At 61.2% G+C, this 23,335-nt stretch carries 23 protein-coding genes; 8 read left to right on the top strand and 15 right to left on the bottom strand.

The features are described from left to right. Nucleotides 1-44: 44 nt before the first annotated feature. A complete protein-coding gene (locus tag GO499_RS00615; RefSeq protein ID WP_161860358.1) occupies nucleotides 45-806 on the bottom strand; it encodes a DUF1013 domain-containing protein in 762 nt (253 codons plus the stop codon). 131 nt (nucleotides 807-937) lie between these two features. Between GO499_RS00615 and GO499_RS00610 the strand changes: the two genes are divergently transcribed. Next, a complete protein-coding gene (locus GO499_RS00610) occupies nucleotides 938-1,570 on the top strand; it encodes a ribonuclease T2 family protein (protein WP_161860357.1) in 633 nt (210 codons plus the stop codon). A 90-nt stretch (nucleotides 1,571-1,660) separates the two neighbouring features. Here the strand turns inward: GO499_RS00610 and GO499_RS00605 are convergent, their stop codons facing one another. The 5 genes from GO499_RS00605 to GO499_RS00585 form a co-directional block, all read right to left on the bottom strand. Further along, a complete protein-coding gene (locus GO499_RS00605; protein ID WP_161860356.1) occupies nucleotides 1,661-2,650 on the bottom strand; it encodes an NAD(P)H-quinone oxidoreductase in 990 nt (329 codons plus the stop codon). 1 nt (nucleotide 2,651) lies between these two features. Continuing rightward, nucleotides 2,652-3,512 carry a branched-chain amino acid aminotransferase gene (locus GO499_RS00600; protein WP_161860355.1) on the bottom strand — a complete coding sequence of 287 codons (861 nt, stop codon included), beginning with the start codon at nucleotides 3,510-3,512 and terminating at the stop codon, nucleotides 2,652-2,654. Nucleotides 3,513-3,524: 12 nt separating this feature from the next. Then, nucleotides 3,525-4,403: a sulfotransferase family protein gene (locus GO499_RS00595; protein ID WP_161860354.1), complete on the bottom strand. Its 879-nt coding sequence runs from the start codon at nucleotides 4,401-4,403 to the stop codon at nucleotides 3,525-3,527. Beyond that, nucleotides 4,396-4,917: a RidA family protein gene (locus GO499_RS00590; RefSeq protein ID WP_161860353.1), complete on the bottom strand. Its 522-nt coding sequence runs from the start codon at nucleotides 4,915-4,917 to the stop codon at nucleotides 4,396-4,398. Before GO499_RS00590 ends, GO499_RS00595 begins: the two co-directional genes overlap by 8 nt. 81 nt (nucleotides 4,918-4,998) lie before the next feature. Beyond that, the gene (locus GO499_RS00585) at nucleotides 4,999-5,715 is read right to left on the bottom strand and encodes a COQ9 family protein (protein ID WP_161860352.1); all 717 of its coding nucleotides are present in this window, start codon (nucleotides 5,713-5,715) and stop codon (nucleotides 4,999-5,001) included. A 112-nt stretch (nucleotides 5,716-5,827) separates the two neighbouring features. Between GO499_RS00585 and rpsU the strand changes: the two genes are divergently transcribed. Then, entirely contained in the window at nucleotides 5,828-6,034 is a 207-nt protein-coding gene (gene rpsU, locus GO499_RS00580; RefSeq protein ID WP_161860351.1) for a 30S ribosomal protein S21, read from the top strand. Between the two features lie 76 nt (nucleotides 6,035-6,110). Continuing rightward, nucleotides 6,111-6,857: a metallophosphoesterase family protein gene (locus GO499_RS00575; RefSeq protein WP_284154837.1), complete on the top strand. Its 747-nt coding sequence runs from the start codon at nucleotides 6,111-6,113 to the stop codon at nucleotides 6,855-6,857. Here the strand turns inward: GO499_RS00575 and GO499_RS00570 are convergent. The 5 genes from GO499_RS00570 to GO499_RS00550 form a co-directional block, all read right to left on the bottom strand. Further along, entirely contained in the window at nucleotides 6,854-7,675 is an 822-nt protein-coding gene (locus GO499_RS00570) for an alpha/beta hydrolase (protein ID WP_161860350.1), read from the bottom strand. The genes GO499_RS00575 and GO499_RS00570 overlap by 4 nt on opposite strands. Beyond that, nucleotides 7,675-8,250: a hypothetical protein gene (locus GO499_RS00565; RefSeq protein WP_161860349.1), complete on the bottom strand. Its 576-nt coding sequence runs from the start codon at nucleotides 8,248-8,250 to the stop codon at nucleotides 7,675-7,677. The genes GO499_RS00570 and GO499_RS00565 overlap by 1 nt, the downstream gene beginning before the upstream one ends. Before the next feature lie 386 nt (nucleotides 8,251-8,636). Then, nucleotides 8,637-8,771, bottom strand: a complete 135-nt coding sequence (locus GO499_RS00560; protein ID WP_161860348.1) for an aa3-type cytochrome c oxidase subunit IV — start codon at nucleotides 8,769-8,771, stop codon at nucleotides 8,637-8,639. Between the two features lie 138 nt (nucleotides 8,772-8,909). Beyond that, a complete protein-coding gene (locus tag GO499_RS00555) occupies nucleotides 8,910-9,944 on the bottom strand; it encodes an MBL fold metallo-hydrolase (RefSeq protein ID WP_161863786.1) in 1,035 nt (344 codons plus the stop codon). Nucleotides 9,945-9,946: 2 nt separating this feature from the next. Beyond that, nucleotides 9,947-11,653 carry an acyl-CoA dehydrogenase gene (locus GO499_RS00550; RefSeq protein ID WP_161860347.1) on the bottom strand — a complete coding sequence of 569 codons (1,707 nt, stop codon included), beginning with the start codon at nucleotides 11,651-11,653 and terminating at the stop codon, nucleotides 9,947-9,949. A gap of 120 nt (nucleotides 11,654-11,773) precedes the next feature. Here GO499_RS00550 and GO499_RS00545 point away from each other — a divergent pair, with 120 nt between their 5' ends. After that, on the top strand, nucleotides 11,774-12,760 hold the full coding sequence (locus tag GO499_RS00545; RefSeq protein WP_161860346.1) for an L-threonylcarbamoyladenylate synthase: 987 nt from the start codon (nucleotides 11,774-11,776) through the stop codon (nucleotides 12,758-12,760). On the opposite strand, the gene glpK is transcribed toward GO499_RS00545, so the two are convergent. Then, nucleotides 12,757-14,241 (bottom strand): glycerol kinase GlpK, encoded by a 1,485-nt coding sequence (glpK, locus tag GO499_RS00540; RefSeq protein ID WP_161860345.1) that lies wholly within the window; start codon nucleotides 14,239-14,241, stop codon nucleotides 12,757-12,759. The genes GO499_RS00545 and glpK overlap by 4 nt on opposite strands. 131 nt (nucleotides 14,242-14,372) lie before the next feature. Between glpK and GO499_RS00535 the strand changes: the two genes are divergently transcribed. After that, a complete protein-coding gene (locus GO499_RS00535; protein WP_161860344.1) occupies nucleotides 14,373-14,828 on the top strand; it encodes a GNAT family N-acetyltransferase in 456 nt (151 codons plus the stop codon). A gap of 77 nt (nucleotides 14,829-14,905) precedes the next feature. Here the strand turns inward: GO499_RS00535 and GO499_RS00530 are convergent, their stop codons facing one another. Continuing rightward, on the bottom strand, nucleotides 14,906-15,208 hold the full coding sequence (locus tag GO499_RS00530) for a DUF6280 family protein (protein ID WP_161860343.1): 303 nt from the start codon (nucleotides 15,206-15,208) through the stop codon (nucleotides 14,906-14,908). A gap of 349 nt (nucleotides 15,209-15,557) precedes the next feature. On the opposite strand from GO499_RS00530, the gene GO499_RS00525 reads away from it, so the two are divergent. From GO499_RS00525 to GO499_RS00515, 3 genes are all read left to right on the top strand, one after another. Then, entirely contained in the window at nucleotides 15,558-18,578 is a 3,021-nt protein-coding gene (locus tag GO499_RS00525; RefSeq protein WP_161860342.1) for a vWA domain-containing protein, read from the top strand. 196 nt (nucleotides 18,579-18,774) lie between these two features. Beyond that, nucleotides 18,775-19,932 carry a calcium-binding protein gene (locus GO499_RS19600; RefSeq protein ID WP_284154836.1) on the top strand — a complete coding sequence of 386 codons (1,158 nt, stop codon included), beginning with the start codon at nucleotides 18,775-18,777 and terminating at the stop codon, nucleotides 19,930-19,932. 38 nt (nucleotides 19,933-19,970) lie between these two features. After that, entirely contained in the window at nucleotides 19,971-21,224 is a 1,254-nt protein-coding gene (locus tag GO499_RS00515; protein WP_161860341.1) for a calcium-binding protein, read from the top strand. Between the two features lie 12 nt (nucleotides 21,225-21,236). Here the strand turns inward: GO499_RS00515 and dgcA are convergent, their stop codons facing one another. Beyond that, complete coding sequence (gene dgcA, locus GO499_RS00510) at nucleotides 21,237-22,199, bottom strand: N-acetyl-D-Glu racemase DgcA (protein WP_284154835.1); 963 nt, start codon at nucleotides 22,197-22,199, stop codon at nucleotides 21,237-21,239. Beyond that, nucleotides 22,199-23,194 carry an N-acetyltransferase DgcN gene (gene dgcN, locus GO499_RS00505; protein ID WP_161860340.1) on the bottom strand — a complete coding sequence of 332 codons (996 nt, stop codon included), beginning with the start codon at nucleotides 23,192-23,194 and terminating at the stop codon, nucleotides 22,199-22,201. Before dgcN ends, dgcA begins: the two co-directional genes overlap by 1 nt. Nucleotides 23,195-23,335: the final 141 nt, after the last annotated feature.

The following is a 23,335-nucleotide window of genomic DNA, read 5'->3' as shown; positions in this document are numbered from 1 at the left end:
GCTGCAGCCACGTCGGCTGCATCGCAGGGGCTATTGCCCCGCCATCAGGGTTGTTCGTCTTCTTCCTCATCGGACTTGGAAAGATTGAAGAAGCTGTCAGCATCAATCCGTTCGTCCTCATCACGCGGGTCTGCGCCACGCGGGTCATCGCCTCCGAGGACGGAAAGATCCTCCAGCCCGGAAACATTGGAGGGCAGACGTTGCGAATCCTCCATGGCGAGGGATTGCTCGGTCGAAACCAGTTTCCGGCGTGCATCATCATCCAGCAGCTCGCCGGTCTTTGCGGCCTTGGCAGCCGCTTTGGCCACGGCCGTATCGAGCTCCATCTGCTTGCAAAGCCCCAGAGCCACCGGATCGACTGGCTGGATGTTGTTGATGTTCCAGTGCGTCCGCTCACGGATCGACTGTATCGTCGGCTTTGTAGTGCCTACCAGCTTGGAAATCTGGCCATCGGACAGTTCCGGATGAAACTTCACCAGCCACGCAATCGCCGCCGGACGGTCCTGGCGCTTGGAGAGCGGCGTATACCGTGGCCCCTTGCGCTTGGTCTCGCCCTCAGCCGCCGGGTTTTCCCACAGCTTCAGCCGTGCCTTCGGATCCTGCTCGCACCGCGTGATTTCATCCTGCGTAAGCTGGCGATTGGCAATCGGATCGAACCCCTTGATGCCGACACCCACCTCGCCATCGGCAATTCCGTTCACTTCCAGTTCATGCAGGCCGCAGAATTCGGCAATCTGCGTGAAAGTCAGCGTCGTATTATCCACCAGCCAGACGGCGGTCGCTTTTTGCATCAAAGGCAGAGCCATGGCATTTCCTTTCTTTCGAACACACTTCGTCCCGGGCCGAAAACGCGGGCCTTGGCCGGGATATGCGGTTTTCGTGGGAAAATCTCAGGCGTATATAAGCGCAAACCCGCGCTGTGAAAAGAGGCAATCCTATGTGGCGATACCTGGCACTACTCCTCGTTTGGCCTTTTGCGGCTATCGCCGAAGGCGAACGGGCAGGAGACTTCGACTACTACGTCATGGCACTGAGCTGGAGCCCCAGTTGGTGTGCGCTCGAAGGTGACGCCCGAAACTCGGACCAGTGCGATGCCCGCCACGACCATGGGTTTACCCTTCACGGTCTCTGGCCGCAGTACGATGACGGCTACCCCAGCTATTGCAGAACAACCGAAAAGGACCCTTCCCGTACCCAGACCGCGGAAATGACGGACATCATGGGCTCAGGGGGGCTCGCCTGGCATCAATGGGAAAAACACGGGCGTTGCACCGGTCTTTCCGCCAGCGACTATTTCGATCTCTCCCGGGCAGCCTATGAAAGCATCAAACGCCCGGAAGTCTTTCGTAAGCTGCCACGCACCTTCTCGCTGCCGCCGAAGGTCATCGAAGAAGCCTTCCTCGAAGAAAATGACACCTTGCTCGGCGCTGGTGTCACGGTCACCTGCAAGTCAGGCCTTCTCGCCGAAGTACGCATTTGCCTCGAAAAAGACCTTTCGCCGCGCATCTGCGGCCGCGATGTCCAGCAGGATTGCTCCTCCAAGGCGATAGAAATGGACCCGATCCGCTGACCATCCGTTCAGCGATACATCCGGCACGCCCCGACCACAGCAAGGCTGTGCCGTTGAAGCGCGCAATTGGACGACTGCGCTTCGATGAGATCAGAGTGTCAGAACAATCTTGCCGATATGGGCAGATGCTTCCATTCGTGCGTGTGCCGCAGCCGCATCTTCAAGCGGGAAGGTCTGGTCCATAACCGGCTTGATCCGGCCGTCATCGAGCAATGGCCACACTTCACGCCTCAGCGCCTCCGCCATGTGGCCCTTGGCCACGTCCGATTGCGGCCGCAAGGTAGCGCCTGTCACCGTCAGTCGTTTTACCATCACCTGAGCGAAGTTCAGTTCCACCTTCGGCCCCTGCAGGAAGGCGATCATCACCAGCCGTCCATCGGGTGCCAGCAAGCGGACATCACGTGGAATGTAGTCGCCGCCGACCATGTTCAGCGACAGATCTACGCCTTTGACGGCATCCTTTAAAACTGAAACGTAATCGGCTTCGCGGTAGTTCACTGCCATCTCGGCCCCGAGTTCGAGACAGGCCGCACATTTCTCCTCCGACCCTGCGGTCGCAAACACCCGCGCACCCCGCGCAGCGGCGAGTTGAATCGCCGTCGTACCGATACCACTGGAACCACCGTGAACAAGAAACCGCTCTCCGGCTTTCAGGCCACCGCGCTCGAATACCGTCGACCACACCGTGAAGAACGTTTCGCAAAGCGCTGCCCCCTCGACCATGCTCAGGCCCTTGGGGATCGGCAGCACGTGCGCCGCCGGGCAAACGACATACTCCGCGTATCCGCCACCCGGAAAAAGGCCGCAGACTGCATCGCCCTCTGCGACACCGCTGACACCTTCTCCCACAGCCGCCACATGCCCGGCACCTTCCAGGCCCGGCAAGTCCGACGCGCCAGGAGGCGGATCATAGGCACCCGCCCTCTGCAAGGCGTCCGGGCGGTTCACTCCGGCAGCTTCCAGTTTGATCAGCACTTCGCCGGCACTTGGCCGGGGTACGGCCCGCGTCGCCGGCTTCAGCACTTCCGGCCCACCCGCCTCCGATATTTCGATCACACGCATTGTGTCCGGTAACGTCATCTCACACCTCCCCATGGGCATAGGCCCAGTATAGCTCACGCGCCTTACGCGCCACCGGCCCGTATTGCAGGCGCGCCTCCTCGAATCGGGTGACCGGCATGACCTTGGAGGCATTACCGGTCAGAAAAATCTCTTCAGCCTCAGCAAAATCCGCAACGGTCAGTTGCGCTTCCTGAACGGTGATACCGTCTTTACGCAGCAGGTCCATAACCCGCGCCCGCGTTATGCCGGCAAGGAACGTGCCGTTCGGAACCGGCGTCGAAACCTCACCACCCCGCACCAGAAAAACATTGGTGGAGGCGGTCTCGGCAACATGCCCGTCCAGATCGAGACTCAGCGCGTTGTTGAAACCGCGCTTGCGCGCCTCAGCCACAATCCGCCCGTTGTTTGGGTAAAGGCAGGCTGCTTTCGCCTCGGTCAGCGCTGTGTCCTGCCGTGGCCTCCTGAACGGTGAGACGGTCAGCGCCATTTCCCCCGGCTGCGCCATCGGCAGTTCCTCAAGGCAGATCGCGAATCCCGTACTCTCCGGCAATGGGTCGATGATCGCGGCGCTGCCCTCGCGGGACCACATCATCGGCCGAAGATACAGCGCCGCGTCCGGGGCGAAACGTGAAATGCCCTCGCGAATGAGTGCTTCGATCCTGTCGGCACCAACCGGTGCCGAAAGCCCCATGGCCGCGGCAGAGCGGACCAGACGCGCCGAGTGCAGGTCCAGATCCGGCGCCACGCCATCGAAGAAACGGGCTCCGTCGAAGACCAGCGTTCCTTGCCATGTACCGTGATCGGCGGCCCCCATGATCGGCACGTTGCCCTCGTGCCAGCGCCCCTCGTACCAGGTCGCGATCTTTCCACCCAGCGCCATCTGCCCTCCGCCTCAGCCGTTCTGCGGCACCGTGGCAGCAGTATCGGCGGGCTGCAAGGGGATCGCGGCCTTCTCGGCAATCACCACCCGTGCCGCCTTCGTATTCATTTCACCCGTCCAGAATGCCATTGAAGACAGCCGCGCAAAGATATTCGGCGGCAGCAGGGTCTGGCGTTCCTGGTATTCGACCTTGGAGCGGACGGTGTGCAGGCCCGGCGTGTTCAGCGCAGCATCGAACTCCTCCTGCATGTACTCGACCCTGTCGAAATCATGCTCATGTGCGGGCAGATCGATGAACTTGTAAATCGCATCCAGCGCCTTGTCCGGCGCAACACAAAGTGCCCGATAATCGACGATCATGACTCTGTGGCTGTCCTGCCCGAAAACCGCTTCCTTCAGATGGCCGAGCGGACCGCCGATGAACCCGTCATGGCCCATCATCGCCTCGGCCCGCGCCTCAATGTTCATGCCCGGCTTCACCATGCTCGATTGCCTGATCGGATTCTTGCGGATGATTGTCTCGACACTGTCGAAGACCCAGGCCGGATCCCGCACGGTCGCAATCAGTTTTGCTTCCGGAAACAAGTGCAGCAATTCCGGAATCCGTCCGGACCAGCCCCTGTTCGTGTCGAAGATGACTTCCTTGTCCTGATGCTCACTGTAATAGCCATCGAATATCCCCCGCAGAATTCGGGCTCGCGCCGGATCATCCACCAGCGCCTTTATCTCGGTATTCTGCGTCATCATGATCCGCAGGGCATTGGTGATAGAGCCGACCGGGCTTGTCATTCCAGCGGTCGTTTTCGGGTTCTGACGCAAGATCGCAGACAGGAGCGTGGAGCCGGAGCGAGGCAATCCCGTGATGAAGTTGTAGCGCGGCCCGTCACTCATGGCGCAGCACGAACTCCGTTTCCAGGAGCATAGGTGCCGCAGCAGGCAACGCGGCGACGCCCGTTACCGCAAAGGCAGGCCCCGTACCAAACAAGCCACGCATGATACGTTGCACAGGCATGTAAACCAGTCCCAGTCGCTCGAAGTTTGGCCCGGTGCGCACCGCGAGACTGGCCCGCACGCATGCGGCGATACGGTCGATGTCTCCCCCAGCGGCATGTGCCGCAACCGACAGCGCCCTCAACGTCGCCATCCGCGATCCCAGCATTGCCCGGTTCATCGGATGGCTCTCGCTCAGGTCCTCGGGGTCGAACCCCTCAGCTTCCACGTTGGCATCCTGGTTCAGGCGGGGGATCGGCGCTTCAGGGTCCGCGAAAGGGGCAATCGCAGATACGAGAATGCGATCTCCATGCACCACGAAAGGTGTCAAAACCTCCTTTTCCGGTACTTCATAGGGCGGTAGCTCAAAGCCCATTTTCTGCAGCCGGGCGGAAGGTGTCACAGCGTCCGTCATTGTCAAAATCCTCTGTTTTCCGCCTATTGCCGGATCGTCATGAACAATGTCTTAACGCTGAGAAGTCCTGAAAGCTACCACTCAGGAGCGTTTTGGCCACCAGCCCGGCAAATCCTCTCGCACCGCCCCCGGCGGGCGCAAATGGTCGAGGATTCGGCCCGGTCCGGCCTCCAAAATCCGACCGACAGGTGAGGACCGGACCGAGGATTTGAATTTCTCGAATTGCATCACGTTCTCGATCCGGCGTTGGATGAAGTCGCGGGTCGCCTGTCCGTCTTCGCTTTCGTCGCCCAGCCAGTACAGAACGACGGATGAGTAGACGGCCGAGAGCGTCAGCCGTTTCGTGTACCAGTTGTAGTCGTCACTGCTATCGCCCAGGCCTTTCCAGATCGTATCGGCCGTCTGCCAGACGGCCCGGCCGCCATCGGCCGCGTAGACCGGGAGCGCGAATAGCGCCGCGCCGCGCCGGACGGCTTCCTTGTGTTGCGCGACCTGTTCAAGCCGCATCTCGATGGCACGCGCCACACGTTCAGAGTATCTGAGGTGGCTCAGATCCTCCTGTGCCAGCCTCTCCGACATTTCGGCATCGCCGCGGGCATGGAAGGCCAATGCGAGGTCCACGCCACCACGCGGAAAGGCCAGACGGGAAATACCCGGTTCGGCGCCACTGTCCCGGACCGCTTCCGCCAAAGTGTGGTCTGACCAACCGTCGAAAACCACCAGCGGCAGCGCCGCCTCCAACACCTTGGCCCGCACTTCGGCGATATGCTCCGCCTCCGACATCGTCTTTTCCGCCATGAATACCTCATTTTCTTCACAAGCAGGGAGTGGACAGCCCCGCGTGTCGTTGCTATATAGCGCCCTCCTGCGATTTTTCGAAACACTCACACAGGAAAGGTGGTGACTATCCGTGCAGGTACAGGTTCGCGATAACAACGTCGATCAGGCGCTCCGCGCTCTGAAGAAGAAACTTCAGCGTGAAGGTGTGTTCCGGGAGATGAAGCTCCGGCAGCATTTCGAAAAACCTTCCGTCAAAAAGGCCCGTGAAAAGGCCGAGGCTGTTCGCCGCGCCCGCAAACTGGCGCGCAAGAAAGCGCAGCGCGAAGGACTTCTCTGAGAGGCTCGCGAAATAACGGAAATTCAGGCCAAGCCCCGCGCATCGCTCGGGGCTTTGTCATGTGTGAGGGAACAATTTGGCAGTCGGCACCAACAATCGACGAATCTACGCAATCGGCGACATCCACGGCAGTATCGATGAACTTGGCAGCCTGTGGGCCAATATTCAGGCTGATCTCTCTGCCCGCCCGCACGATGCGCCCCTCGTTGTCTTCCTCGGGGATTACACGGATCGTGGCCGCGACAGCCGTGGCGTTGTCGAACAACTGATTGCCTGGCGTGACGACACGGCGCTCGAAACCCGCTTCATCTACGGAAATCACGATCACTGCTTCCTCACCTATCTGTCGGAACCGCTGACCAAATCCACGCCGACACTCCACTGGCTCAATCCACGCATGGGGGGCGACAAGACGCTCGCTTCATATGGCATTGCCGACTGTTCGGACGAAGACCCCCTGGCGGCGCATCCCGCCTTCACCGCAGCCGTTCCCCGCCAGCACGTCACCTTCCTGCGCACGGCAGAACGGATGATCCGTGTCGGCAGCTACCTCTTTGTCCACGCCGGCATCCGCCCCAACGTCCCGCTGCCGGAGCAGGAAGAGACCGATCTCATATGGATTCGCGCGCCTTTCCTCGATGATAAAACCGATCACGGCTTTATTGTCGTCCATGGGCACACCCCGGTGAAAGAGGTCGAACACCACGGCAATCGCATTGCTGTCGACACCGGCGCCGTTTTCGGTGGCCTGTTGTCCGCCGTGGTACTGGAGGATAACAGCGCATCGGTACTGGATGCGCGCGGCTTGCGTCAGCTTTCCTAACGCTCTCCCCTCAGGGTATCCAGAAACTCGGCAATATCGTTGCTGGCCCCGAATCGGCCGAGATCGATATGCCCACCTTCGCGGTAGATCTTGCTGAACTTCGGCTGCCGCGCCGCATCGAACAGCACACGCCCTGCGGTCAGCGGAATTGTGGAATCCTGCGCACCGTGCAGGAACAGGACCGTTGTATCGATGTCGCCGATGTATTGCAGGTTATCGTAGCGCTCGTCCCACATCAGCGAACATGTCGGCAAGATCACGACACGCTGTCGAAGCAACTCGCACATGCTCGCAAATGGTGCTTCCAGCACCAGCGCCATTTCGTCCACTTCACTCGCCAAGCGTATTGCCAGCCCGGATCCCAGACCGTAGCCGTAGATAACCCTGTCGCTGGCGGCGATCTCCCTGCCGAACAACCCGTCCAGTCCGTCATAAAGCCGCTCCGCATCACGATAGAGCCCTGCCTCTGTCGGCACTCCCGGCTGACCACCACCACCGCGATATGCCATGGCCGCAACGCCGAACCCCCTGTTGGCCAATTCCCGCAGTCGCGGTTCATGCACTGAAAGCGCGCCCGCGTTGCCCATGAAATACAGGATCACCGGTTTGCCGGGCAGCGGTTCGGTAACCCAGACTTCCAGCCGCGGCTCCTCGAAAGCCTCGGGCAGGAACTTCACCTCGGTCCGCGGCATGTCGGCCGGCGGCACGCGTTCTTCCACGAAAAAGTAGATGAAGTCGTGCCGAAAAAACAGGAAACCAGCCAAGGCGATGCCGTAGATCACCAACAGCACCAGAATGAATTTGAGGTACTGGCCCATCAGGCTTCGGGAACCACTTTTCCGGCGTCTTCTTCCACGACATAAGAATTTACAACGCCTGGATATCTTGCAAACTGTCTACGCAGGTTCTCCGGAAAGAACCCGACCTTCAGAAACGCAAACTCCGGCTGATCCTTCAGGATCTGCCCGGTGTGCAATGTGCAGAACATCTTCGGCGACGGTCCCTGGGCCTGCGTACGTCTCAGCACCCGTTCAGCCAGTTCCGCCGTGACATAAATCTTCTGGGTGTGGACATAGTGGGAGAAACGGGCGTGATACCGCTCGTAGTAGTCGACCATCCGATCCGTCGCGCCATAATGTATGTCACCGCGCTCCTGCAGGTCACGGTGCTGAAAAGTACCGGCCGGGTCGTAAATCACCCGTTCGGAAGCATTGATGATCATGGCCGTATGCGCCGCCCGTTCGTCACTGCGGTCCACCATGCTGACAATGGCGATGTAGGGCGGCTCCTCGCTTACGTACCGGGCTCGGGCGACCTCTTCGTAACTTGCATCCACTTCCCGCGCACAACCGGCAACGGCAAGAAGGATGAGAATCGCACCGATCAACCGCAACGCACTACCTCCTCAGCTTCCGCGTGCCATCCGCGTACACTGTGCCACGATCCGATCATAGTCAGAACCATAGGCATCGTTGAAGGAAACTATCGTTGGGTCATCAAATTCCGCGCCCTGTGACAGCACGGACATAAGCGAAAGGACGGCACCAAGTCCGTTCTGACCATGGCGTTCCTCCATAGTCTGTAGAATACACGCCGCACGCAGTCGTTTCTGTGGGGCTGAAAGGTCCAGCACTGCCGATCGCGGCAGCATGCGCTGGAAAGCGTCGGACCTCTCCACGAAACTGCGGATCTGCCCATCTGTTATGGCAAACGCCGAACTCGGTACCGCCGGCAAGGCCAAGACAATCGCGAATGCGAAGAGGCTCTTCCGCATCCAGTTCAGGAGTTGAAGATCGCCAGAAAGATCAGGATTACGGCGCTTGCACCGAACAGCCAAATCCAGAACTTGATGAAACCTTCGAACATCCGCTCATGTTCGGTGATGTCCATCTTGCCATGCTCGTGTTCGGCCATATGCGCCTCCTCCGGAAACTGACGTCGCTTGCTCAATCTAGCTGCGTCTGCTCGAAACATCCAGTTATGACATGTTCCGACCACTAGTTGCATTGCTGAATAAAGTTAATGAGTTGTAACCGCAAGCCAAACTAAAGGCTAAACTGCCTGCCACAGCCAGGCCTCGTCTTCTCGCCTCCACCGTTTAACCCGTCCGGATTGATGCAGATGGTTCAGATGAGCATAGGCCTCCACCAGCGCCAGCCCGTATTCTCCCCCGCCGATCTCGCGTTTGAACAACGGTGGAAAACAGTCGCCAGCCGTCTTGGGTTCATCCAGGAACGCTTCCAGCCGGGCCAGTGCGCCGTGGTGATTATCTATCAACTGCGTCAACCGGGCGCTCAGTCCGTGGAAGGGCAACTTGTGCCCGGGTAGAACCAGATGTCCCGGTTCGGCCAGCGGCAGCAACCGTTCGCAACTTTCCAGCCATTCCGCCACCGGATCGGCCTCCGGCTCCGTAGGATACACGCCGAGATTGGACGATATGCCCGGGATGATCTGATCCCCAGCCAACACCAACCCGTCATCCGACCAGAAGGTCGCATGCGCCGGCGCATGGCCATTGCCAATATGAACCTGCCACCGCCTGCCACCCATCTCCAGAACGTCATCCTGGCGAATGCGGCGAAAACCCAGCGGGATCGGATAGACGACATCGGCGAAATTGAACGGCCGGGTCTCGGCGCGGTAACTGTAGATATCCGGCTTCATACCCGCAGCACGATAAAACATCAGGGTTTCCGCCGTCGGCCGGTCCTGCTCGTCAAGGGTCAGCATACGCGCCATAAGCCATGCCGTCCGCGTCGCCCAGATCTCCGCACCGCGCTCGGCCAGCCATCCCGCCATACCCACGTGATCCGGATGATGATGTGTCAGCACGACGCGTGAAACCGGCTTGCCGGCCAGCGGACCGGCCAGGATGCCCTCCCATAGTGCCTCGCCCCGCCGGGAGTGGAAACCCGTGTCCACCACCGTCCATCCGTCACCGTCATCCAGAGCATAAATGTTCACATGGTCGAGCTTCATCGGCAACGGCAGACGCAGCCACAGAATACCTGGGGCAACTTCGACAGCCTCGCCTTCGCCCGGCGGCATTTCGAACGGAAAGGTTATCGGTCCACCGCTTCCATCCATGCTCACCCCGCCAATGCCTCCGCATCGAGGGCATAAAGGTCCTCCGCCCCTTCCCGCGCCACAGCACACAGACCCGGCACTTCGCACAGAAGCCGCCGCACCGCGTAACGCGCAATTTGCATGCGCTCTTCCTCGCCATTGGCCAGCGCAGCCTTCGTCAGGTAGTGCGCCCCCAGCGTCAGTCCCAGCGCCCGCAGGAATGGAACGGCCCCGGCAAACCTGTCGTTGAGGTTGTCGGTAGCCAGCATCCAATCCAGTGTTTCCATCGCCGCCGCGTGGGCAGCGCTCAGGCCGTCACCGAAACCTTCCGGTACCGCCGCGGCCGTCTTGGCAATCTCGTCCAGCAAGGAACGCGCCGCCGCGCCACCATCCATCAGCTTGCGGCCGACAAGGTCCATCGCCTGTATTCCGTTGGTTCCTTCGTAGATCGTCGTCACCCGCGCATCGCGATAGTACTGCGCCGCCCCCGTTTCCTCGATGTATCCCATGCCGCCATGCACCTGGATACCCATTTCCGCCACCTGACAGCCGACATCGGTACCGAATGCCTTCGCAATCGGCGTCAGGAACGCCGCCCGTGCCTGCCATGCCGCTTCTCCTGTGGCCCGTGCCATGTCGATGCTGAACGCAAGATCCAGGCAGATCGCCCGGACGGACGCCGTCAGCGCCTTCATCGTCAACAGCATCCGCCGCACGTCCGCATGGTCGACGATGGTACCTTTGCCGCCTTCGACGGGTGAGCGTCCCTGCGTGCGTTCCAATGCATAGGCCACGGCCTGCTGCAGTGCCGCCTCTGCCTGCCCCAGTCCCTGCACCCCGACCCCTAGCCGGGCGTTGTTCATCATCGTGAACATGGCAGCCATACCGCCCTGTGGTTCCCCCACCAGCCAGCCTGTCGCGCCCTCATAGGCCATCACGGCAGTGGGCGATCCGTGCAGTCCCATCTTGTGTTCGAGCGACACGGCCTTCAGGCTGTTGGCAACGCCCGGCTCACCATCCTCGGTCGGCAGGTATTTGGGCACCAGGAACAAGCTTATGCCCTTGGTTCCCGGCCCGCCATCCGGCAGCCGCGCCAGAACCAGGTGGCAGATGTTTTCCGCCATGTCGTGATCGCCCCACGTTATATAAATCTTCTGCCCGGTGATCGCATAGGTTCCGTCACCGTTCGGCTCCGCCTTCGTCCGCAGCGCTCCGACATCGGACCCCGCCCCGGACTCGGTCAGGTTCATCGTTCCGCACCACGTTCCGGAAATCAGCTTTGGAAGATAAAGCGCCTGCAACTCCTCGCTGGCATGATGTTCCAGCGCCTCGATCTGCCCCTGCGACATCAGCGGGTTCAGCGACAGAGACAAACAGGCCCCGGACATCATCTCGTTGACACAGGTCGTCATCACCATCGGCAGCCCCATGCCCCCGTGCTCCGGATCGGCGGAAATGCCAACCCAGCCGCCCTCGGCAATTGCCCGATAGCCATCCGCGAATCCGGGTGAGGTACGCACGACACCATTTTCAAGCCGTGCCGGCGTCTCGTCGCCCGCCCGGTTCAGGGGCGCCAGCACTCCCTCTGCCAGCCTTGCCGCCTCTGTCAGGATAGCCTCGGTCATCTCGCCGGTTGCCTCGGCAAAGCGATCCGTTTCGGCCAGCCGTCCGGCACCCAGCACATGTTCGAGGTAGAATTGCATTTCTCGGACCGGTGCGCGGTATTGCATCGAAAGTTCCTCCGGGTCGGCCCTTGCCGCAGGACCATAACCATCTTTATAGATTTGCCCTCAAACTAGAGCGCTGCCGGACGGCAAACAAGTTAAACGAAAAGGTCGGGACGCCACGTCATGACTGCGTCGGAAAAGAACACCTTTCGCCTCTCCGCGACGGACAGGGGCATTCGAGCAGCGTCGTCGCTGCTTGCACAGGGCGGCCTCGTCGCCTTCCCGACGGAAACGGTATATGGCCTTGGCTGTGACGCCCGCAATGATCGGGCCGTGGCCGGCGTCTATGCCGCCAAGGGCCGTCCCAGCTTCAATCCGCTTATCATTCATGTGCCCGACACGGCGTCGGCGGAGGCTTTTGCCGATTTCACCCCTCGGGCCCTCGATCTTGCGCAGGCATTCTGGCCCGGCCCGCTGACGCTCATCCTGCCTCGCAAGCCGGAAAGCTCCATCAGTCCGCTTGCCTCGGGCGGCCTGCCAACCGTCGCCATCCGCATACCCGCCCACCCTCTGGCCCGCAAACTGCTTGCCGCATTCGGCGGCCCGGTCGCCGCTCCCAGCGCCAACCCTTCCGGACGTATAAGCCCGTCAAATGCCGATCACGTCATGGAGGGCCTCGCTGGCAGGATTGACGCCGTTCTCGATGGTGGTCCCTGTGCCGTCGGCCTTGAATCCACGATTTTGGACCTGACGAACGAAACACCTATTCTCGCCCGTCCGGGCGGCATCCCGGTCGAAGCGCTTGAAAAGGCCTTAGGGACCCCACTCGCCGCTCATGGCACCAGCACAGGCATCACCGCGCCCGGACAACTCTCCTCGCACTACGCGCCCGGCGCAGCCCTTCACTGGCCACAATCACCGGTCCACCCCGCTGATGCCCTTTGGCTCGCCTTCGGCCCACTGGGCACCCGCCGGGGACTCACGCTCTCCCACTCAGGTGATCTTGCCGAAGCCGCCGCCAACCTCTTCGGCCACATGCACGCGCTGGATAAACTCGCGGCGGAGCAGGGACAGACATCCATTTTACTAGACAAGATCCCCGAAACCGGTCTGGGTCTTGCCATCAATGATCGTCTCCGCCGAGCCTCCGCGCCGAGAGACGACGCTTAACGGCTCAATGTCCGGGCCACGGCATCTTTCCAGCCAGTGTATTTCTCCTGGCGCGTGCCATCCTCCATCTGTGGCTCGAACCGCCGTTCCAATGCCCATCGCTCGGTAAAGCCATCCATATCCGGATAGATTCCGACCCTCATCCCCGCCAGCCAAGCGGCACCCAGTGCCGTCGTCTCCAACACTTCGGGCCGGTCAACGCTTGCGCCCAGCATGTCCGCGAGAAACTGCATCGTCCAATCAGAGGCCGACATGCCGCCATCCACCCGCAAAACCGAGGCTTCTCCGCCATCCCAGTCCGCCTGCATGGCCTCCAGCAGGTCGCGGGTCTGGTAGGCCACGCTCTCAAGCGCCGCCCGCGCGAACTCCGCTGGTCCCGATCCACGTGTCAGGCCATAGATCGCGCCCCGGCATTCCGCATCCCAGTATGGCGCACCCAGACCGGTGAAAGCCGGCACCAGGTACAGTGGCTGGGTTTCGTCCGCCGCTTCCGCCAGCGGCTGAGTTTCGGCTGCATCGCGTATGATCTTCAATCCGTCGCGAAGCCATTGGACCACCGCTCCGGCAATGAAAATGGACCCCTCCAGCGCATAGGTTGGCTTGCCGTCCAACTGATAGGCGATCGTCGTCAGCAGCCGGTTGGAACTGGCTACCGGGGCATCACCCGTGTTCAGCAAGGCAAAACATCCCGTCCCATAGGTGGATTTCAGCATCCCCGGCTTGAAACACGCCTGCCCGACTGTCGCCGCCTGCTGATCCCCCGCCACTCCGAGGATCGGAACCTCACGGCCGAACAGATCACCCCGTGCCATGCCGAAATCGGCCGCGCAATCTTTCACGTCGGGCAGCATTGCCATCGGAATGTCCAGCAAGGCACAGATATCCTCGTCCCACGCGCCCTGGTGAATATTGTACAGCATTGTCCGCGCCGCATTGGTCGCGTCGGTCACATGCGCCGCTCCGCCAGTAAGCCGCCAGATCAGAAAACTGTCCACCGTGCCGAAGGCCAATTCGCCCGCTTCGGCCCGCCCGCGAGCACCGTCAAAATTATCCAGAATCCATTTTAGCTTGGTGGCACTGAAATACGGGTCCACCAGCAATCCCGTACGCTCGGTGATCAGGGCCTCGTGCCCCGCATCCCGCAGTTCTGCACAATACCCCGCCGTCCGCCGGTCCTGCCAGACTATGGCATTGCCGACGGCCTTTCCGGTCTTCCGGTCCCACACCACTACGGTTTCGCGTTGGTTGGTGATACCGATTGCGGCGATCTGGTCCGGTGCCAGTCCGGCCCGCTCTATGGCCCCCCGGCACACGGCAGCGGTAGAGGACCAGAGGTCGGCCGGATCGTGCTCGACCCACCCCGATCTCGGAAAGTGCTGTGGAAACTCTTCCTGCGCACTTGCCACCACCCGCATCTCCCGATCGAATACGATCGCCCTGCTGGAGGTCGTGCCCTGATCTATCGCCAGAATGTGCGTCATCTTTCTCTCCCCGCACGCAGTTCTTTTTCCCGGCAGACTGCACCAGCTCCGGCATACCGGCAACCCACTGACTTGACGCAAGGTCGGTTGTCCGCGACGCTGAGAGCATTAATTCTCCGGGGGCAACCCGCATGATTTCATTTCGTATACTCGAACCAGCAGATTATCCGATGATCCGCGAATGGCTGGCACGTGCGCACATGAAACCGTGGTGGGACGAGGAACTGAAGACGGTCGCGCAGGTTGCCAGCGCCTATTCACGCAACCCCGCCAGCACGTGGCGCTACATCGCGCAGGAGAATGGCTGCGATATCGGCTACTTTCAGTACTGGCGCGAGGACGGACTTTGCGGCGTCGATCAGTTTCTGGCCGAGGGCGACAGGCTCGGTCAGGGCCTCGGCACCGCCACACTGTCCGCCTTCATCGCCTATCTGGAGAACCTTGGCATCACCGATCCGCTGACCGCGGATCCCCACGTATCCAACACCCGCGCGATCCGCTGCTACGAAAAATGCGGCTTCATCCACGATCCCGACCGCTCGACAGAAACGCGGTATTTTATGGAGCGCCCCCGCCCGGCGAGTTGAAGCCGTGGGCCAGAAACGCGAAAGGGCGGCCCAGACAGGCCGCCCTTTCGAATTGGATTTAATTGTGCGCAGCGCCCTCAGGCTGCCGCACGCCGTTCGCTTTCCTCGCGGCTCAGCGCCACGGACGTACGCACACCACGTTTCACGAACTCCATGAGCCCGGAAACACAGCGCTCCGAAGGGTCGATGCCGGCGCAGCTCAATACTTCACGGCCATCACGCGATCGCGCCCAACGCGCGATCACCTCAGGGCCGTTACCGTATTTCTTGTCGTCGGCAATGGCATCATCCAACGCAGCCAGCACCACGGCAGCGAAAAGCTTCCGCGCGCGCGATCCCTGGTCGTTGGCGTAAGCCGTTGCATCTACGTAATCGAACACTACGCTCTCCCGTATTCTCAACATTTTGCGAAGTCTGGCGTAATATGTCAGGTTTTTGACACTGGAGAAGTGTCGAAAACGCATGGCTGGGTTGCATCATGCGCATAGCCTGATCGGATTACTCCATGCACCAGCATTACACCAGCGCGACCTGCGTCAGCCGGATGTATGCTGTTTACGCAGTCGATCAAGGGAAAACCTGCGTCAAGATGGCAAAAATATGGCAGTCATCCGGTGTCTGCAATCGGTGCAACGGTTCTACTGTGCCAAAGCTCACGCCACGTAAATCATTTCCTTGGCCCATTGCGGACAGCCGGTTAACAAGAAACAAACAACCGGGAGTTTCCAGATGTGCCGTCTCTCAGCAACAATTTTCGCCCTCGCCGCACTCGCCCTGCCGCTCTCGGCCCAGACAACGCCCCCTGATTCTCCCCAGAAAACGATCCTTGTGCTTGATGCCTCTGGCTCGATGTGGGGGCAGATCGACGGCACCGCCAAGATCACCATCGCCAAGGAAGTAATCTCGAACCTTCTCGATAGTCTGCCCGATACCACACAGCTCGGCCTTTCAGCCTACGGCCACCGTCAGAAAGGCCAGTGCTCCGACATCGAACTGCTCGTCGAACCCGGCGCCGGCACGCGGGAGGCGATCCGAAGCGCAGTCAATGCCATCAACCCCAAGGGCAAGACACCGCTCTCGCAAGCCGTCATCGATGCAGCTGAAACCCTGAAATACGAAGAGGATGTCGCAACCGTCATTCTCGTTTCCGATGGAGTCGAAACCTGTGATCTCGACCCATGCGCCGTCGGCAGACAATTGGAGCAGACGGGTATCGGCTTCACCGCCCACGTCGTCGGCTTTGACGTCACTGCCGAGCAGGACATCGCCCAGCTTGCCTGTCTTGCCGAAGAAACCGGCGGCCGGTTCCTGTCCGCCGCCAACGCCACCGAACTTTCCGAGGCGCTGGCCCAAGTCGCCGAGCAGGCGCCGCCGCCGCCAGCAAAGACGGATGCCAGCTTTATTGCCACCGATGGTGAAGGCGGTCCGACGATCACCTCCGGCATTCTCTGGACGCTCGCCCCGGAAGCCGCCGATGGCACCAGTCTGGAAGAGTTCGACATCGGCCAACTCCGTCTCGCCATGACGCCCGGCAAGTACACCGCCACAGTCGACCGACCGGCGACAGAGGATAGCGTCAACCTCACGGTCACCGTCACCGCAGACCGACCGAATGACTTTACCCTCGCGCTACCGCCCTCCATACCCGATGCAACCATATCCGGTCCGGCTACGGCCCCGCTCGGCAGCAGCATTCCCGTTACCTGGGATGGCCCGGCGGAGGACAGCGACTATCTGACAGTGGCGGAGCCGGACGCCGCGCCGCAATCCTACATCAACTATGCCTCCGTTGGTGATGGCTCCCCCGCCACCCTGCTGCTGCCACCGAAGGCCGGCACTTACGAACTGCGCTACTATCACAGCGCCAGTAACAAGGTCATCGCCTCCGTACCCATCGAGGTCACGCCCGTCGAGATCACCCTCAGCGCACCTAAGTCCGCGAATGTCGCCGAAATCATTGCCGTCGAGTGGACAGGGCCGGACTATCAGAACGACTACATCGACATCGCGGCAGAGGCTGACGCTGGCTATGAGACCTACGCATACACCGGTGAAGGCTCGCCCCTCAAACTGACTATGCCGGCTGAACCGGGTGATTACGTCATCCGCTACGTGCTGGCACAGGATGCCACCGTTCTCGCCACCTTGCCGATCACGGTCACCGATGTCAGCGCCACCATCGAAGCGCCGGAAAGCGCTGAGGTCGGATCAACAATAGCCGTCATCTGGGAAGGTCCGGACAACGACCGGGACTACATATCCATCGCAGTTCCGGATTCGCAGGACAGCCACTATAATGGCTACACCTACACGAGCGACGGATCGCCCCTGAAACTGGTCCTGCCGTCAGAACCCGGAGAATACGAACTCCGATACGTGCAGGCCGTCGGCCCCCGCGTCATCGCCCGCAAACCGATCAATGTCGTGCCAACGACCGCGACCATTACCGCGTTGGAAGAGGCAGCTGCCGGCTCGACGATAACTGTTGAGTGGACCGGCCCTGACAACGCGCGAGACTACATCTCGATCGCCGAGGCAGGTGCAGATGAAGGCCGCTACGAGAAATATACCTACACCAGCGAAGGCTCACCGCTGAAGCTGTCCATGCCCGCCGAACCCGGCGACTATGAACTCCGCTATGTACTGGCGAAGGGCAATGCCACCGTCGCCACCCGTCCGATCACCCTGGTGGCATCCAATGCTAGTCTCGATGGCCCGGAAGAAGCAGAAGCGGGCGGCAGCATAACCGTCACGTGGGAAGGTCCAGACAATGCGCGGGACTATATCTCCATCGCCGAGACAGGTGCGGATGAAGGCCGCTACGAGAAGTACACCTACACCAGCGACGGCTCACCGCTGAAACTTGCACTGCCGCCGGAGCCGGGCGACTACGAGTTGCGCTACGTCCTTGCCACCGGCAACAAGACACTTGTCTCCCGACCGATCACCCTGGTTGCATCGGCGGCCAGCGTTTCCGGCCCGGCGGAAGCCGAAGCAGGGTCTCTCATCACCGTCACATGGGAGGGTCCGGACAACGCGCGAGACTACATTTCCATCGCCGAGGCGGGCGCGGCTGATGGCCGTTATGCGAAATACACCTACACCAGCGACGGCTCGCCCCTGAAACTCCAGATGCCGTCCGACCCCGGAGACTACGAATTGCGATACGTTCTGGCGCAGGGCAACAAGACCATTGCCACCCAACCGATTACCCTTGTCGGTGCCACCGCCAGCGTAGACGCCCCGTCCGAGGCGGAGGCCGGGTCGGTGATTGTTGTCACTTGGGAAGGGCCGGACAATGCCCGCGACTATATCTCGATCGCGGAGTCAGGCGCGGATGAAGGCCGTTATGAGAAATACACCTACACCAGCGACGGCACTCCCCTGCGCCTGCAGATGCCATCGGACGCTGGTGCTTACGAGATCCGCTACGTTCTCGCCACGGGTAACAAGACCCTCGTCGCCATGCCGATTACGATCACGGAACCCGCGGCTTCGCTCGACGCGCCCGGCAGCGTCGGCTCGGGCGGAAACATTGCCGTCACATGGCAAGGCCCGGACAATAAGCGCGACTACATTTCCATCACGGTACCGGATGCGGACGACAACCGCTATGAGCGTTATGTCTACACATCCGATGGGTCGCCTCTGATCATCAAGGCTCCTGATGCCCCGGGCACTTATGAACTGCGCTACGTACTCGGTGAAGGCCCGCGCGTCATCTCACGCCGGGAAATCATCGTCGAATGATTCGGGATGCGGCATCGTCAAAGATGCCGCATCCGGAACCTCTCCGACCTCCGTTCCGCACGGTTACGTAGCAATATTCACATACTCCGGTCGATTTTCTCACACGTGATCGCCAATCGCGTTAACCTTTGGCCAGCCCGGCCAGTGAGCACGGCTTGAATACTGTCGGTAGCAATTTTCAAAAGGGGAATGAACCATGCCAGTCGTCTATACGGGAAACGATATCAACGGCATATCCGCCGGCGGCACCGATAATATCTACGTCACGCTGGCGGATGAATACGTGTCCAACACGGGTACGGCCTTCACGTTCGGTGCGAGCTTCGGCAATCAGTACATCCTGCATGGATCGGTCCTGGCCGCCGGATTTTCAGCATTTGGAGTGGAGACCACCGGGTCGAACGCGCTCCGCGTCACCGAATCAGGCAGCATATCCTCCACCGGCAACGGGGCGAACTGGGTCGGCAGGATAAGCAATGAAGGCTCGATTTTCGGGGAGATATCGGCCGTCAGACTGGACGGAGCCTTCGCTCGCCTGACAAACACCGGCCTGATCGATGGCGACAGCTATGGTGTCTATCTCGCTGGCACCAATGCCCGCATACTGAACGAAGGCACCATCACCTCGGTGAACAGAGCCATAGCAATGAGCCCCTTTAACGAAGGTGAAAACCGCATCGTCAATACCGGCGTCATCGACGGCCGCTACGCGGCGCTGGAAGGCAGCGCCGCCGTCGAACTCGTCACGAACCAGGGTCTGATTGTCGGCGACATCTTCCTCAACAACGGCAACGATGTCTATTGGGGCGCTGAAGGCACTGTCCGCGGTCTTGTCGATGGCGAATTCGGAGACGATCTGCTGGTCGGCGGCAGTGGCGTCGATGATTTCCAGGGCGGCGGCGGCAACGACACGCTGCGCGGCGGCGACGGCGACGACATCCTGCGCGGCGGTTCCGGCGATGATTCCCTTCGCGGTGGGGGGGGCGATGACGAAGTCCTCGGCGGCGGCGGAAATGACATCATGCACGGTGGCCTCGGCGACGACGTACTCAACGGTTTCGGCCATGACGACGTCCTGAACGGAGGTCAGGGTGACGACTTCCTTGTCGGCGGCGGCGGCGATGACATCTTCCAGTTCAGCCGCAACGCCGGATTTGACGTCATAGCCGATTACAAGGACGGCAGCGACATGATCGACCTGTCCGACTTCAACGTTTTCTTCTCCGACATCAACGGCGCGATCACCAACCGCTGGGGCAACGCCGTGATCGACCTCGCGGAACTCGGGGGGCATGGCTCCATAATCATCCGCGGCGCCGCCGGAATTCTCGACGCCGGCGATTTCATCCTCTGACACGACAAAAGACGACATAACCACTTAGGGAGACACACATGGCCATCAGATTCATCGTGAACGACACCGACGGAGTGGACGCCGACGCCAACGGCGATCTCTGGATCCTTCGCAGTGGGTTCTACATGTCAAACACCGCCGACACCTTCGACTTCGGTGGTTTCAGCAGCGGCGAGCTGCTGGTCGAAGGCTCCGTCTTCTCACAGACGGACGCTATCGACAGCGACTCCGGCAGCACCAGCAATACGGTCACCGTGGCCAGCTCCGGCACCGTCTACGGCTCCAGCGACGGGATCGAGATGTCCGGGAACAACCATGAAGTCTACGTCTACGGCGAGGTCACCGGCCTCAATGACCGCGGTGTTCAAATGATCGGCGACACGGGTACCGTCGTGATCACGGGCATAGTCTATGGCCAGTCGGATGGTATCTCGCTGGAAGGAGACAACAATCAGCTGATCAACAGCGGCACCATCAGCAGCGAAAGTGACGGGGTGAACGTCGATGGGACGGGCTCCAGCGTCTTCAACTCCGGAACTATCGCCGGAGAGGGCCACGGCGTTGAGTTCAACACCCTCGCGGGTGAAGAGAACACACTGCGCAACAGCGGCACTATTGTAAGCACTACCCCGCCGGGCGGGTCAGGGATGGCCGTCCTTGGCGATTTCGGCAATGAGACCGTCATCAACACCGGCCTCCTGATCGGCGACGTCGATCTTCGCGACGGCAACGATTTCTTCACGACCCGCCACGGCACACTCGTGGGCGACGTCTTCGCCGGTGCGGGTGACGATATCGTCTGGGGAGGCGACGGCGACGATTTCCTTGATCTCGGCTCGGGCAATGACACGGGTGTCGGTGGCGCCGGTCAGGACGAATTGCGCGGCGCCGCAGGCAACGACATCATCTCCGGCGGTCTCGGTGACGACGAACTGGTAGGTGGCGGCGGCGCCGATACACTTCAGGGTGGCGCAGGCGACGATATACTTCGCGATTTCGGCGGTGACGATCTGCTCAATGGCGGGACAGGCGACGACAGCCTCGCCGGTGGCGCCGGAACGGACACGTTCCAGTTCTACCGCAATGCCGGCAACGACATCATCTGGGATTTCCAGAACGGCACCGACCTGATCGACTTCACCGCCTTCAACGTCTTCTTTTCCGACATCAACGGCGCCATCACCACGCGCTGGGGCAACGTCGTCATCGACCTCGCCGATCTCGGTGGCAACGGCAGCATCCTGATCATGGGGGCGGCAGGCCAACTGGACGCAGGCGACTTCATCCTCTGAGCAGGAGGCCGGTCAGCCCCACAAACCCGGGTCCGGCGGCAACACCGCCGAGCCCTCGAACACCAGCGGCGGCTCCCTGTCCTCTGCCAGCAGCAATGGTCCGTCCAGATCGACGAACTCCGCCCCGTCCGCCAGCAACAATGCCGGTGCCATGGCAAGGCTCGTGCCGACCATGCACCCCACCATCACTCCGAACCCCTCCGACAATGCCTCCCGCCGCAACGCCAGCGCCTCGGTAAGGCCGCCGGTCTTGTCGAGCTTGATATTGACGATGTCGTACAGGCCCTTCAATTCCGCCAGCGAGCCCCTGTCGTGGCAACTCTCGTCTGCGCACACAGGCAGAACCCGCGCCAGTTCAGCCAATGCGCCGTCCTCGCCCGCCGGGAACGGCTGCTCGACCATCTCGACGCCCAGTCGCACCAGCACCGGCGCAAGTTCACGGTAAACCTCGGGTGTCCAGCCTTCATTGGCATCTACGATGATCCGCGCATCCGGCGCTCCTCTGCGCACCGCCTCGATTCTGGCCACGTCGCCATCACCACCCAGTTTGGTCTTCAACAACGGGCGATTAGCTTCACGCCGCGCCTGTGCTTCCATGGCCTCAGGTGTGCCGAGCGAGAGCGTGTAGGCCGAAATCACGCGCGAGGGCGCAGCCACCCCCGCCAGATCCCATGCACGTCGCCCCGCAACCTTCGCCTCCAAGTCCCACAGAGCGCAATCGACAGCGTTCCGGGCTGCACCAGCCGGCAGTGCCGCCTGCAATTCCGTGCGGGAAATATCAGACGCCAAGGCCCGGATCTGCCCGGACACGCTCTCCAGTGTCTCGCCATAACGGGCATAGGGCACACACTCGCCCTGACCCACGCCACCGTCCCGCGACACCCGAACCGTCAGCACATCCGCATGGGTCTTCGATCCGCGAGAAATGGTAAAGACTTCTCGCAGCGCAAACCGCTCCGCCGTCACTTCCAGCATCAGCGCAACCCGTCCACCAGCCGCCCCGCGCCTTGCCGGAAAGGATCCACCGCCGGCAGACCCATCCGCGCCTCGACCCCGGCGAGGTACTCCAGTGCCTCTGCCTCGTCCAACGCCGCCGTGTTCACCGAGATACCGGCGACGTACACATCAGGGTTAACTACCTGCGCCAGCCGCAGCCCGACATCGCGCAGCTCCTCCAGCGACGGTAGCTGGTAGTCCGGCAACCCGCGCATGTGGGTGCGGGTCGGTTCATGCGCGAGGATCAGTGCATCCGGCTGGCCGCCATGCACCAGGGCCAAGGTCACACCGGAAAAAGAGGCGTGGAACAAGCTCCCTTGCCCCTCGATCAGATCCCAATGGTCTGCGTCATTGTCAGGCGTCAGGTCCTCCACCGCCCCGGCCATGAAATCGGCGACGACCGCATCCAGCGGCACGCCGGACCCGGTGATCAGTATACCGGTCTGCCCGGTCGGCCGGAATGTCGCCTTCATCTCCCGCGCCCGCATTTCCTGTTCCATGGCGATGGCCGTATACATCTTGCCAACGCTGCAATCGGTTCCGATCGCAAGGCACCGCTTTCCGCTCCGCCGCTTGCCATTGGCGATCGGGTACGGTTTCGGCGGCAGGCGCACGTCGTGCAAGGTCCGCCCGGCCGCCTCCGCTGCCGCCACCAGTTCCGGCTCGTCCCGCAAGAGGTTGTGCAACCCCGATGCCACGTCCATCCCCGCCGCCAGCGCCTCCTTCAACACTGCTATCCAGCCCTTGGAAATGACACCTCCCCGGTTGGCGACGCCGATGACCAGTGTCTTGGCTCCCGCCTCCACAGCCTCGGCGATCTCCATGTCCGGCAGCCTCATGTCCGCCCTGCATCCTTCCATGCGGAACTGCCCCACCGCGTTCTCCGGCCGCCAGTCACGTATTCCCTGCGCCACTTTTGCCGCCAGCGGGTCAGGCGCATCGCCAAGAAACAACAGGTAAGGGGTGGGTATCATGAACGGCTCCTTGGAATTGTCGGCTCGAAAGTCAGTCTAGTCAGCTTCTGAGGCAGCACGTCCCAAATACAAGGCCGGAACGCAATGTAGCGCAAGGATTCGCGCCAAACCCTTCCGTTCACCGCAGAAACTCCTGCCGCT

The sequence above is a fragment of the Algicella marina genome (assembly GCF_009931615.1).
In the GTDB taxonomy this organism is placed as follows: domain Bacteria; phylum Pseudomonadota; class Alphaproteobacteria; order Rhodobacterales; family Rhodobacteraceae; genus Algicella; species Algicella marina.
This window is presented reverse-complemented; position numbering and strand designations above follow the sequence as displayed.

Bases quoted from the DNA above. Each gene is read 5' to 3' on its own strand.
- GO499_RS00615 (WP_161860358.1), bottom strand. From the start codon at position 806: ATGGCTCTGCCTTTGATGCAAAAAGCGACCGCCGTCTGGCTGGTGGAT.
- GO499_RS00610 (WP_161860357.1), top strand. From the start codon at position 938: ATGTGGCGATACCTGGCACTACTCCTCGTTTGGCCTTTTGCGGCTATC.
- GO499_RS00605 (WP_161860356.1), bottom strand. From the start codon at position 2,650: ATGACGTTACCGGACACAATGCGTGTGATCGAAATATCGGAGGCGGGT.
- GO499_RS00600 (WP_161860355.1), bottom strand. From the start codon at position 3,512: ATGGCGCTGGGTGGAAAGATCGCGACCTGGTACGAGGGGCGCTGGCAC.
- GO499_RS00595 (WP_161860354.1), bottom strand. From the start codon at position 4,403: ATGAGTGACGGGCCGCGCTACAACTTCATCACGGGATTGCCTCGCTCC.
- GO499_RS00590 (WP_161860353.1), bottom strand. From the start codon at position 4,917: ATGACGGACGCTGTGACACCTTCCGCCCGGCTGCAGAAAATGGGCTTT.
- GO499_RS00585 (WP_161860352.1), bottom strand. From the start codon at position 5,715: ATGGCGGAAAAGACGATGTCGGAGGCGGAGCATATCGCCGAAGTGCGG.
- GO499_RS00570 (WP_161860350.1), bottom strand. From the start codon at position 7,675: ATGGGCCAGTACCTCAAATTCATTCTGGTGCTGTTGGTGATCTACGGC.
- GO499_RS00560 (WP_161860348.1), bottom strand. From the start codon at position 8,771: ATGGCCGAACACGAGCATGGCAAGATGGACATCACCGAACATGAGCGG.
- GO499_RS00555 (WP_161863786.1), bottom strand. From the start codon at position 9,944: ATGGATGGAAGCGGTGGACCGATAACCTTTCCGTTCGAAATGCCGCCG.
- GO499_RS00550 (WP_161860347.1), bottom strand. From the start codon at position 11,653: ATGCAATACCGCGCACCGGTCCGAGAAATGCAATTCTACCTCGAACAT.
- GO499_RS00545 (WP_161860346.1), top strand. From the start codon at position 11,774: ATGACTGCGTCGGAAAAGAACACCTTTCGCCTCTCCGCGACGGACAGG.
- glpK (WP_161860345.1), bottom strand. From the start codon at position 14,241: ATGACGCACATTCTGGCGATAGATCAGGGCACGACCTCCAGCAGGGCG.
- GO499_RS00535 (WP_161860344.1), top strand. From the start codon at position 14,373: ATGATTTCATTTCGTATACTCGAACCAGCAGATTATCCGATGATCCGC.
- GO499_RS00525 (WP_161860342.1), top strand. From the start codon at position 15,558: ATGTGCCGTCTCTCAGCAACAATTTTCGCCCTCGCCGCACTCGCCCTG.
- GO499_RS19600 (WP_284154836.1), top strand. From the start codon at position 18,775: ATGCCAGTCGTCTATACGGGAAACGATATCAACGGCATATCCGCCGGC.
- GO499_RS00515 (WP_161860341.1), top strand. From the start codon at position 19,971: ATGGCCATCAGATTCATCGTGAACGACACCGACGGAGTGGACGCCGAC.
- dgcA (WP_284154835.1), bottom strand. From the start codon at position 22,199: ATGCTGGAAGTGACGGCGGAGCGGTTTGCGCTGCGAGAAGTCTTTACC.
- dgcN (WP_161860340.1), bottom strand. From the start codon at position 23,194: ATGATACCCACCCCTTACCTGTTGTTTCTTGGCGATGCGCCTGACCCG.